The organism is Dellaglioa sp. CoH-57-MRSF-22, from assembly GCF_056781895.1.
Genome location: NZ_JBXAXT010000001.1, coordinates 51,537 through 64,409 on the forward strand (window position 1 = coordinate 51,537; position 12,873 = coordinate 64,409).

Below are 12,873 nucleotides of genomic sequence, written 5' to 3' on the forward strand. Positions count from 1 at the left end.
TTTGAGGTATTTAAATGATAAATCAAGAAAAACTAATTAAACAAGTTACGGATTATTCAGAAACAATTTCACTTTCTTCAAAAAAATCTACTGCATTATTTCGTAATGTATTCATTGATACACTAACAAATACGGTTAAAGTACAAAATGATTCAGATATATTCATTGCTACAGGAGATATTCCTGCCATGTGGCTCAGAGATTCGACATTTCAGATACTACCTTATCTTTCACTAACAGATAAGATTCCAGAAATAACATATCTCATCCATGGCGTTATTAATCAACAACTTGCCTATATTAAACATGATCCTTATGCAAATGCATTTAACGAAACTAGTTCTGGTGCACACTACACAGTTGATAAATCAAATATTCCAATATCTGATCTCGTTTGGGAGAGAAAATTTGAAATTGATTCATTATGCGCCCCTATCCATTTGGCATCAGAACTTTATCAAAAATCTGGATATTCAAAACATTTAGACAGTAACTTTTGGCAAACTGTAAAGTTAATTGTGGATACCTTTATTACGGAACAACATCATGAAACTTCCGATTATATTTTTAATCGTTCTAATGGTCCCTCAACAGACACATTGAGTCATGGTGGTAAAGGTGCACCAATTGGGTATACAGGTATGGTTTGGAGTGGTTTCCGCCCAAGTGATGATGCCTGCTTATATGGTTATCATATTCCAGGTAATTGCTATATCATTTGTGTCCTAGATGAGTTGCTTACCTTATCTAAAACACAACCAGCTCCAGTCGAGCTACTTAAAAGAATAAGTCGTCTCCGATCTGAAGTTGAATCTGGAATTGAAAATTTTGGAATCGTATCAGCTCCAAATTCTAATGAAACTATTTTTGCCTATGAGGTTGATGGCTTAGGTAATATCAATTTAATGGACGATGCTAACGTACCTAGTCTATTATCTCTCCCATTTATTGGTTATATTTCACCTGATGACTCTATCTACCAAAAAACGCGTAAATTTATTCTGAGTGATCAAAATCCCTATTATTACTCGGGAAAATATTTAAAAGGGATTGGCAGTCCTCATACACCAAAGGAATATATTTGGCCGATTTCGTTAGCGATGGAGGGATTAACATCAAATAATCCGGAAATTATGCAAAATAATTTAGATATCATTAGTCAAACCGATGATGACACATTACAATGTCATGAAGGAATTAACGTTAATGACCCAAGTCAATTTACTAGAGACTGGTTTTCTTGGGCAAATATGACTTACTGTCAACTTGCTTTACGATATCTGAATATTTAATAATATAGTTAATTTAGAGTAGAGAAATCTACTCTTTTTTTAGGCTTATAACTAATTCAAATCAAAAAAATATTATCATTGAGTATGATAATATTTTTTAAGTATCTCTATTAATTCTTGTTCAACGCCAAGTACATCACTATCCGTCCCTAATCCAGTGATAATATATGTCTCCAGTGCTGAATTCAAATAATTTTTGCTCATAAAATTTGTAATAACTAAATCATAATTCTTAGTAGACTCGTAAACATCTATGTTGACTCGTAAATTAATATTTAATTCCCGACTGGCGTACATCATAAACATTTCCTTAACGCGCTCCTCAGTATTTAAATCCACACCTACCGTTAATAATTTTTCTTTTGCCAATAAACGCGCATTAAAAATTGACATAATCGTCTTGATAAATGAGTCACCATACCTTGAATAAAAGGCATACCATTCGGGATCGCCCTTCGATTCTTCAATCATTGCACTCATGGCATTTTTTACATTTTTAAGAACTAACTCATTATCTTTTCTAAGGCGATAATCTTCCATCATATCTGTACTAGCAGATTTTAAAACGCCGTGAAATAAAAAGGCTTCTGTACAAATTGGATATAAAGACTCACTTAAATCGCCTCCAGCAACCTGAATACCTAAGCTATTCTCAAAGCCATTTTCTAAAAATTCAACAGCTTGTTGCAATTTATTATTATTTTTACGATTAACGGCCACGAAATCATGGGCAACAAAGGTGCTCCATGGTACTGGCACAAAAGCCGTGGTCCAAGCGTAAAGTAGTGCACTTTCAAAATGAATATCAACTTTATGCTTAAACTCTTTAACAATTTCGCCAAATTCTTCTTCAACGCTATCGAACAAAGAATTATTTTTTATCATGTCTTCTAAAACAACTGAAATACTACGATTATCTTGATCGTTAACCATCATTCGTTGACTTGTTACTTTTAACCAAAGCTTTACTCTAACTAAACTACTATCATTCACATTAAAATCAAAATATTCCTCAAACCGTTGGATGACTGCCATAATAATGCCATTTTCACTTGATTGTTCGAATTTAAAATCAATTCCTAAAAACAATGAATAATAAAAAAAGCGAATTTGACTTTCGTTACCTAACATCACACCATGAGAAATTTTCACATGAAATTCTTCTAAAAGAGAATTTAATCGCTTAATCCTTCTAAAAATAGAAGCCTCACTGACATTTAATTTAGTATCTAGATTCTCAACTTTTGCATTACCTTTAGTATAAAAGGCCATTAAAATCTGATAATTTATCGATTTTTTTATATACCGATAAATCGTTTGATTAAAATTCATTTCGCCTTTACCTAATAATTGGACGTTATTTTTTGTAATAATCATGTAGGGTTCATCCCCGGAATTTAAATCTTTATCCAATTGTTGTAAAGCAACTTTTACAGCCGTTTCAGAAACATTTAATTGCTCACGTAATCGTTTTCTTGATAAACCAGTTTCGTTCAAAGCTAATATTTAAATAATTTCGCAAATTAGCCATTCTTGTTTATCGAGAATGTTTTTCTTGTACAAATGCTTACCTCCGAGTATTTCCAATCATTAACATAAATATTTTTTTGAGTTAAATTTTTATCCCCAATACCATACTTAAAAAATAACTTATTCCCCAGAATTATTATCCTCTTTATGTTAACATTTAACCTATTTCATGTCATTTTTTATTCTAATTTCTCTCCAAATACTAACGATATCTTATCTATCATTTAACTTGACATCTAAGTTAAATTAATTCAATTTCCTACTAAAATAACCCTTAACCAGGAAAGTTTCTTGGTTAAGATCTATTATTTGAAGATGACGATCTACCATGGACAATTCTAATTTATTACTATCCAATTTAAAGTTATCGAAAAATTTAAAACCTAAAATAATTGAAATTAATTTAACTAAAGAATACAAAGACAGAAAAATTGTGCATTCTATAAAAAAATAACATAATCCATTATTAATCATTATCATTTATAATTGAATAATTCTAAGAATTGATTTTGATAATTTCTCACGTTTCTCATCTGTTAACGTACTAAAATATTGTAATAATTCTAAAGTAGGTATATCCGAAAACTGTTGCCTACTAAAGAAGTCTGACAATTCCAATTCTAGCGCACTGGCAATATCAGATAATTTATTAATACTGATATTAGCAACGTCCCCTCGTTCAATTCTAGAAATCAAACTAATAGAAACGTTAGACTTTTCAGCAAGCTGCTCAATTGTTAGACTAAGTGCCTTACGTTTTTTTCGAATTAACTGACTTATCGTTTTAACCATTAACTTTCTCCAATCACGAATCTTATTTTACAATAAGTGAAATCAAAGAAAGCTTAAAGATTTTTAAAAACGTTAATTTTAGCAAAAAGCATATTATTATACTTGTTATCATTATAATAAGAATTATATAAACCATATTTAAGTGATCTAAATTTGATTTTTACTAGCATATGAAATGGTACCATATTACTCAAAAGTGCTGCCTAAATCTAGTAATTAAAATAATTGTTACAAAAAAAGTTATCAACTTAATGATAACTTTTCATTTTGTTTATAATTAATCGTTTAAGTTATAACGTAATTTCATTTGTTCGGAACCAGATATAACCATTTCACCTAACAATTGTGTTTGACGTTTTAATGATTCTGTAGCTAACTTATTATTCATTTCTTCTAAAAATGCTGTGATATTTGCTTGTGAACTAACTGCCTTATCAGCAACATTTTGAATTTCATGGTAAGCACTCATTGCTTCAAGTTCAAATGTATTTCGCATATCTACGTAGAAGTCATAATTCGTATCGCCCAACAATGCAGTTGTACAACTGAGCCAATACATATTATTTAAATCAAATTCACCTGTCGCATTTTTATATGATTCTGGTGTGTCATTAACGTTCGCATAGAATGGCACAATTGTATTAAACGTATTTGCACCATAAGCTAACCAGTGAATCCCAGCAATCTCATCAGGTACATCATTACGAACTTGTAATAAATGTACATTATGATTACGGTTAATCCCAATTGGACGGAATCGTGTTTTAATATCTTCTGGCGCACTACCATAAGGATCGTATTCCGTATTTTCAAAATGTGCACTCAAAACAAATTTAACATCTTCAATTGAAATTTTACGATTTGCATGACAAATGAAAGGTAAGTCTTGATCCATTGGATCTTGAATAATTTCAGGATTGAAATATTGTTGACCGTACCATGTACGGGGATTATTGTAGACCGTATCTTTAATTGATGCACTACCAAAGATATGACGTAAATTGTAACCCTCAAAATCAGGATTTAACTTATTATTATCAATTAAGACTTTTAAATCTTCAGAACAAAGTGTGTCTTCTGAATCAAAATCAAACATATCAATATTTCGACGGTTAGGTGCAACAACATAAGCGTCATCCGGAATACGAACAGCTGCCCAATGATGGCCACCGATTGTTTCAAGCCACCAAACACTATCATTATCGGAAAATGCGATACCATTTGGTTCATATGTGCCATGTGTTAAGAGTAAATCGCCTAAACGTTCAACCCCTTCTTTAGCACTATGAATATATGGTAAGACGAGCGTTACAAGATCTTCTTCACCAATTCCACCAGCAGCATAAGGATCAAGCCCTTGAATACGTGGATTACTTGTAATTGTTTCTGTAGCAGACATCGTTACATTATCACTATTGATACCCGCTGCAGGCCAAATTCCGTTTGTTAAAAGTGAGTTTGGAATTGAGGTATAACGCATTGGATTATCTGGTAATTCTACCTTTACACCACTAATAACAGATTGATAATTACGTGGTTGATCTTCAGGTTGTACAACAACAAAACGTTGTGGATCTAAAGCTTCATGCCCATCATCATTTCGAGAAATCATTGTTGAACCGTCGATTGAAGCATTTTTACCAACTAAAATTGATGTACAAGAACCTTGAACTCTTTTTGTCATTTTCCACACACTCCTTATTGATTTTATACTAATAGTATAGCGGTTTTAGCGGTAAATTAAAAGCAGTCTTAACCCCATTTTTGGCGTTAAGACTGGCTCTACAATTTCGTTGACTAAAACTAATTGAAAGCGGTGAAAGGTATGTCCCATACCTGTATTATACAAAATTTGCGCAAGACCTATAATTTGAATAATTTTGTCATAAAGATATTAAAATCATATGAAAAGGAAAATGATATTGACTGTGACGCTACGGTACATCATATACTGACGGTAGTATACATTTTAAATAACAAAAATTATTGATGAATTTAACTGTCCTAGTTGTTTATTCACCTATCTTTGCGTAAATATTTAGGACGTATGGCTACCAACCTTATAAATAACAGAATACTCTGGTGAAAACATGAATTTATCTGAATTAGTACTATACGCCAAGGAAAAATATAATATTATCGAACAATACAAATGGCCTAAATTCCCTAGTTTTTCGGTGTTGGTAGATCCCAGCACAAATAAATGGGTGGCTGTTTTGATGCGTCAAAAAAACGCTACTTCTGGTGATAATATCGAGCGTTGTGACATCAAATACGCACAGGAAATACCAACTGATATTTTACCGTCTTACCTTTCGTCACCTTTTCGAATGCGCGGTCCGAAGTGGTTAGGCGTCCATTTTGACGACAGCACAGACCCAGATGTTATATATCGTATTTTTGATAATGCACTTGAAAAGAACGAACAAAGCGGTAATACGATTGTTCTAAACGCCGAACCTGAACCTATACAACAGCAACAATACCACGCGGTTCCTCTGACGTTTAAGGGAATGACTTCTGATGTCAAAGAAAATAAAATTCCTGAAAAAATGATAAAAATGAGCCAACTCTATGCTTACGGTGATAACTCTTTCAAGCAAAAATGCCGGAATTTTTATGTCCAAGGACAATTTATGGCCGACTACGAAGATGTTTTCTCCTACAATGTCGACATACACCGCTACTTTACAACCTACCATGATCTTGGTTTGAAACAATTACGCGGCTATTTTAGTTGGCGAACAAACATCCGAAAAGGCATTTATAAAAAAATCACGACCTCACTTGCATACCTATATTTGTATGAGTTGGTTAATGGCATAGGCACATCATCCGTGATAGACAGCCTACAAAAAATAAAAGCATTTGAAATCAATTATCTGGACTCCGGTATTGGAGATAATCGTATACGCTTAAACAGCCATAAATGGTTGTTTGAACTAGCAGTAATAAATGGTATAGAACCAGACACGACGTATCAGTACGCTGATACCGAAAAATTACAAAGAGATAATGCAATCATGATTTTAGGTGATCCAGAAAAGCATGAAGACAAAGCAGTATTTGATGCGCTTTGTCTTTTTGGAAGACATAAAATTTTGGCATCAGCTGTCCTTAAAAAACATGAAAAACACGGCACACAGTTATTCGCTCAAGTGTGGCGAACAGCTATAAAAATGGATAATAACTTATTTTCTGCGTGCTTTGGCACAATACATTCTCATCTTTGGTACCCTCTAGGCAACGCCGTATATTACCAAGTAACGCCACAACAGCCACTTATATACAAGTTGAATGATATCCGAAAATATACCTACAAAGATAATGCGTGGTACGAACAGAGTTACCAAAAATTTAACTTTCATCAAGAAAAGTTAGATGGTCTTTTGCGTGAAACAGATCGTATGTTACGACTTTATTTAAAAACTGGTTATCCTTTAAAAGCACGAGATGCAGAAACCTGGGCAGCACCGTACGTTAAAACTGTCATTGCAGCTGACCGTGATTCTCGTTTGAAAGCAGATAAGCCTAAGGTTACCATTCAATTTTCAAATTTAGATAAAATTAGAAGCGATGCGTTTGAAACACGAGACAGTTTGTTAACTGACGAAGAAAAAGATACTTCTGAAAACGTATTACCAAAGCATAATAACATATTGCCATCCACTGAACAGACTGGCCTCGAAAAAATACCTGTTATTGATTCAGAGCCTACGCTGTCACTAAGCAAGACCCAGTTAGAATTATTAAGCTTATTAGTTCGAGGCGAATCTGTCACAGACATGATCCGTGATATGCATGGCATGCCTGAAGTGATTACCGACACGTTAAATGAAACGCTTTTTGATGACATCGGCGACTCAGCTCTACAATGTGACGGCGATACCATCTTTCTTATTGAAGACTATCGGGACGATTTAATTGAAATAATTAGGAGAAATATGAAATGACAAAACAAACTCAAAAAGTACCAAAGCGCATTGCACAAACAGTATTAAATTCCTTAAAGGGTGGTGTTGTCCCTAGAATTGGACTACCTTACGTTACGGTGGGTAGAAAAAATGAAATTCAGGCACTTTTACACGATGTCGATATCATATCAGAAGGCGGTGCATCTTTTCGCTTCGTTGTTGGTAGATATGGCTCAGGTAAAAGTTTTCTGATGCAAACGATTCGTAATTACGTGATGAACAGTGGCTTTATTGTTGTCGATGCAGATTTATCACCAGAACGACGTCTTCAAGGATCAAAAGGTCAAGGTCTTGCAACCTATCGCGAATTAATTAGTAATCTATCTACAAAAACAAAACCTGAAGGTGGTGCACTTAACTTAATTTTGGATCGTTGGATTAGCAGCGTTCAAACAAAAGCAGCCAGCGACAGTGGCCTAACCCCAGGTGATCCTCGGTTGACTGCGATGGTAGATCAAAATATTTACACAGTCACTTCCTCAGTCAGTGAACTTGTATACGGCTTTGAATTTGCTAAATTACTTTCTTCCTATTATCATGCCTATGTCAACGCCGACGATGAACTGAAAGCAAAAGTCATCCGCTGGTTCCGTGGGGAATATGCTTTAAAACGTGAAGCCAAAAAGGACTTAGATATTAATATTATTATTACAGATGATAATTGGTATGAATATTTAAAACTTTTCGCTGCTTTCTTTAGATTAGCTGGTTATTCTGGCATGCTAATTATGATTGACGAGCTGGTAAATATCTATAAGATTCCAAATAGTATCACGCGTCAATATAATTATGAAAAACTGTTAACGATGTACAATGACACACTGCAAGGTAAAGCTAAATATCTTGGTATCATCATGGGAACTACTCCACAAGCTATAGAAGATAAACGTCGCGGTGTTTATAGTTATGAGGCCCTGCGTTCTCGTCTAGCTGAAGGTAAGTTTTCAAAACCAGGCGCTAGAGATTTGTTGGCCCCGGTCATCAAGTTAGAACCATTAACAGCTGAAGAGATGCTAATTCTATGTGAAAAGTTGGCTATTATGCATGCAGATCTCTATAGTTATGAAAAAAAGATGACAGACGATAACCTCGCCACCTTTATCCGAATTGAATATGAACGCATCGGAGCAGATTTAAATATTACCCCACGCGAGATTATCCGTGATTTCATTGAGGTATTAGACATTTTATATCAAAATCCAAATCTATCCATTGACACAATATTTGATTCTGATGAGTTTTCTTATGCCAAATCAGAGGCTGTTTCTAACAAAGTGGCTGACAATTTTTCTGAATTTACAATTTGAGAGGTATTCACATGGATATATATAACCGATATGCGCCTTTTATTCAAGACTACATTTACCGGTCTGGCTGGCGAACCCTGCGCGCTGTTCAAAATGCGGCCGGAGATGCCATTTTTAACACAGATAAGAATGTTCTTTTAACGGCATCTACTGCTTCTGGGAAAACGGAAGCTGCTTTTTTCCCTATTCTAAGCCTACTTGATGAACAACCATCAAGCTCAGTTGGAGTACTGTATATTGCCCCCTTAAAGGCTTTGATCAATGACCAATTTGGTCGATTAAATGAGCTTTGTGAAGAAGCTGATATTCCAGTCACACGTTGGCATGGGGATGCCCCTCGAAGTCAAAAGCAAAAATTACTACGCAAACCAGCCGGTATTTTACAAATTACACCGGAGTCCTTAGAGGCTTTGATGATAAACAAGTCTATGGAAATCCCTGCCCTTTTTGGTGATTTACGCTTTATTGTCATTGATGAGATACATTCACTTTTACGTTCGGATCGTGGTGGACAAACCTTTTCGCTAATTGAACGCCTCTGTCGACTATCGGGCAGTAATCCAAGACGAATAGGATTATCAGCTACAATCGGAAATCCAAAAGCAGCGGGTAAATTTCTTGCCGCAGGTAGTGGCAGAGAAACTATCATCCCAAAGTTTGACGGTGGAAAAGAAGTATGGCGACTGTCAATCGAACACTTTTTTAATTCAGAACCACAAGCTAACGAGACGATAAATAGCGTGATAACAGCCCCACCTACCTCTGCTTTAGAACCTGCCACAGATAAAGCTCCAAAGGCAGCAAATCCAGGTATAGGCTATATTTTTGAACATACACGTGGCAAAAAATGCCTCATTTTTACTAACTCGCGAGAAGAGTGTGAATTAGTCTGTCAAAATTTACGGCAGTACTGTGAAGTCAACAACGAACCGGATCGTTTTCTTATTCATCACGGAAACCTTTCAACAGCCTATCGAGAAAGTGCTGAAGAAGCCATGAAAGATGCTGATTCTCTCATGAGCGTCTGTGCCACCGCAACACTAGAACTTGGTATCGACATTGGTAGACTAGAACGCGCCTTTCAGCTAGATGCACCATTTACGGTTTCCGGATTTTTACAGCGTATGGGCAGAACCGGCAGAAGAGGTGACCCTTCTGAAATGTGGTTTGTTATGCGCGAAGACCACCCAGAAGCTCGTGCTATGCTACCAGATTTGGTGCCCTGGTACCTTATTCAGGGTATCGCTCTCGTACAATTATATATCGAAGAACGTTTTGTAGAACCACCCAAAACAGACAAATTGCCTTTTTCCCTGCTTTATCACCAAACAATGAGTACATTGGCATCATCTGGCGAAATGACACTTGCTGAACTTGCTTCACGCGTCCTAACGCTTTCTGCTTTTCATCGAATTAATCAAGAGGACTTCGGAACTTTACTGCGTCATCTGATCACAATCGATCATATCAATCGTACCGAAAATGGCGGTGTAATTGTTGGTCTTGCTGGTGAACGTATTGTTAACAACTACAAATTTTATGGGGTCTTTCAAGAAAACATCGAATATACAGTCCGTGCAGGATCAGAAGAGTTAGGTACAATTGTCAAGCCACCACCAGTCAGTGACAAGATTGCCATAGCAGGACGTGTATGGGTTGTCGATGAAGTTGATCACAAACGTCGTGAGGTATACTGTACGCTCGTTAAAGGTAACAAACCAGCCTACTTTGGAGATGTCGCTGGGGATATTCACACCAGAATCCTAGAACGTATGCACGATGTCCTTGCAGAGCAAAAAGACTATTCCTACTTAATGCCACAAGCTAGAGGCCGTCTAGCAGAAGCCAGAGAAACGTTTAAAAAGGCAGAAATGGCTAATCGTCCACTGGTTCATCTTGGTGGCAAAATGTGGGCATTGTTTCCATGGCTTGGCAGTTACGCGTTCCTTGCGCTTGAGCGGTTTCTGAAAATCCGTTGTGGTAAACGTCTTGGGTTGAAAGGCATGAATTCATCACGACCATATTACCTACAATTTACCATGTCTGTCAGTGAAGCAGAATTTTATAAAATCGTAGCAGAAGAAGCAGCTACCGATTTTGATCCTTTGGCATTGGTATATGAAAAAGAAGTGCCTGTTTTTGAAAAATATGATGAATATGTACCAGAAGAATTAATTCGTAAAGGATTTGCAAACGGTATCTTAGATCTCAAAGGAATGCAAAATCGCGTGCTTAGTTGGCAAAAACATCTCTAAACAGAGATTCTAAAGTATCAATGTGATAATAAACTAATTAGTTATCTACTTCAACAACGCTACTAAATCATCCGGCACATGACGTGGTCCTCTGATAGAGGTCGCGCCATGTTTTTTTAATTTCTCTAAGGTAAATGCTTGCTCATCATACGTTGTTATCAAATGTAAATGCATCATATACTTCATCGAAATATGCTTATCATGATGCGGATAAGCATCCTTGGCTTTGACAACTAAACATTTATAAATGATCGCTTAAATTGGCGCCGTAACAGACACACAAACAACATCATTTTCTTTAATATATATGTATAAAAAAGAAGGCTCGCATTACGAGCCTTCTTTTTTTGAAAACTTGAAAGTTTCCGAGACTATTCAAATTAAGTTCATCACATTTTTCCTAGTACTAATCATGTCTAATCGCACTGTTCAAATTCTTATGATTAAAAAAATAGATACTAAAAGCTACTGGAACAATTAAAATCATAACTGGAAAAAGTAATTTTATTGGTAAAATATTTGTAATAATGCCACCTAGAATTGGTCCTAAAGACATTCCTATGTCACTCCCCAAATAGTAAGTTGCAGTAGCCAGCCCCTGTTCTTGCAAAGGCGCTAATAATAGAGCTGTAGACTGGCAAACAGAAACCATTGTTCCAAACCCAATGGCCATCAAAGCCGCAGCTAACGCCATCTCTAAATTGTTATGCATTATGGTTAAGAAAAAAAGATAGCCCACAGTCACAATCATACAGATATAAAACCAAACACCAAAGGGAATACTGTCAAAATAGTTTTTTAATAAAATTCGACTAAAAATCAAAACAATTGAATAAATTACAAAAAATAAGCTAACAGTAATATTTAGATTACTTGCTCGAACATACATTACAATGTCAGCCTGGACCGCAAAATATGGAATAGAAATTAAAGCAAAAATTGATGCAACTGGTAATGCACTTCGTTGAATCAGCTTAAAATGTGTCGCTTCCTTACGAACGAAAGATGGCATGGCTCGATTATCAATAAACTGAATTGTGATTACCACGGCAATCGCACTGACAGCGGCCAAAAGAAAAATCATTTTATACCCTACTTTTTGATATATCTCAAGTGACAAAACTGGGGCAACTGCCATAGAAAGAGCGTTTACCAACCCATAATACCCCATCGCCGCACCAACACGTTGGCGCGGCACCAAGAAAGCCAACCAGGTTGCCAAGCATACAGTGCATAAGACAAAACCAACCCCATTAATGACTCTAAAAAAGAATAACCAAGCAGTATTAAAAGAAAACATATATCCAAAATCACTAATGGCACATAGAATACCACCAATAAATGTTAACCCATATTTTGATATTTTATCGGTAAGATTTCCAGCAATAGGTCTTAAAAATAATGAAGTAATACTCATAATACCAACAATTAAACCTGCTAGAGTACTAGTAATACCTAAATGTGTAACATAGCCACTGATTAACGGATTTACCGACTGAATACTAAATTGATAGAAAAAAGTGGCTATCATTACATAAATAACGTCTTTAGAAATAAATGTTTTTCGGTCCAAGTCCTTGTATCTCCCTTTATTCGTTCTAAGTCCAAGAAAATCCTCAAATGTTTCACAATAATATATAGTTTTCTCCACCAATTATTCAGAAATGCAAAATCTATAATTAATCCGAACAAAATTTAAAAGGTCAAAAAATTATGTCTTGCT

At 35.5% G+C, this 12,873-nt stretch carries 8 protein-coding genes; 4 read left to right on the forward strand and 4 right to left on the reverse strand.

What is annotated here, in order from left to right; all coding sequences use genetic code 11:
• Positions 1-14: 14 nt before the first annotated feature.
• A complete protein-coding gene (locus AC1RPR_RS00245; RefSeq protein ID WP_481760885.1) occupies positions 15-1,292 on the forward strand; it encodes a glycoside hydrolase family 125 protein in 1,278 nt (425 codons plus the stop codon).
• A 75-nt stretch (positions 1,293-1,367) separates the two neighbouring features.
• Here AC1RPR_RS00245 and AC1RPR_RS00250 read toward each other — a convergent pair whose 3' ends face one another.
• From AC1RPR_RS00250 to AC1RPR_RS00260, 3 genes are all read right to left on the reverse strand, one after another.
• Positions 1,368-2,789 carry an AcpB/EbpR/MafR family transcriptional regulator gene (locus AC1RPR_RS00250; RefSeq protein WP_481760886.1) on the reverse strand — a complete coding sequence of 474 codons (1,422 nt, stop codon included), beginning with the start codon at positions 2,787-2,789 and terminating at the stop codon, positions 1,368-1,370.
• Between the two features lie 513 nt (positions 2,790-3,302).
• Positions 3,303-3,614: a helix-turn-helix domain-containing protein gene (locus AC1RPR_RS00255; RefSeq protein WP_481760887.1), complete on the reverse strand. Its 312-nt coding sequence runs from the start codon at positions 3,612-3,614 to the stop codon at positions 3,303-3,305.
• Between the two features lie 277 nt (positions 3,615-3,891).
• Complete coding sequence (locus tag AC1RPR_RS00260) at positions 3,892-5,298, reverse strand: C69 family dipeptidase (protein ID WP_481760888.1); 1,407 nt, start codon at positions 5,296-5,298, stop codon at positions 3,892-3,894.
• Positions 5,299-5,704: 406 nt separating this feature from the next.
• Here AC1RPR_RS00260 and AC1RPR_RS00265 point away from each other — a divergent pair, with 406 nt between their 5' ends.
• From AC1RPR_RS00265 to AC1RPR_RS00275, 3 genes are read left to right on the forward strand one after another with little or no spacing between them, the layout of a single operon-like run.
• Positions 5,705-7,567: a TerB N-terminal domain-containing protein gene (locus tag AC1RPR_RS00265; protein ID WP_481760889.1), complete on the forward strand. Its 1,863-nt coding sequence runs from the start codon at positions 5,705-5,707 to the stop codon at positions 7,565-7,567.
• On the forward strand, positions 7,564-8,895 hold the full coding sequence (locus AC1RPR_RS00270; RefSeq protein ID WP_481760890.1) for an ATP-binding protein: 1,332 nt from the start codon (positions 7,564-7,566) through the stop codon (positions 8,893-8,895). Before AC1RPR_RS00265 ends, AC1RPR_RS00270 begins: the two co-directional genes overlap by 4 nt.
• Before the next feature lie 11 nt (positions 8,896-8,906).
• Complete coding sequence (locus AC1RPR_RS00275; protein ID WP_481760891.1) at positions 8,907-11,150, forward strand: DEAD/DEAH box helicase; 2,244 nt, start codon at positions 8,907-8,909, stop codon at positions 11,148-11,150.
• A 406-nt stretch (positions 11,151-11,556) separates the two neighbouring features.
• On the opposite strand, the gene AC1RPR_RS00280 is transcribed toward AC1RPR_RS00275, so the two are convergent.
• Positions 11,557-12,681, reverse strand: a complete 1,125-nt coding sequence (locus AC1RPR_RS00280) for an MFS transporter (protein WP_481761137.1) — start codon at positions 12,679-12,681, stop codon at positions 11,557-11,559.
• Positions 12,682-12,873: the final 192 nt, after the last annotated feature.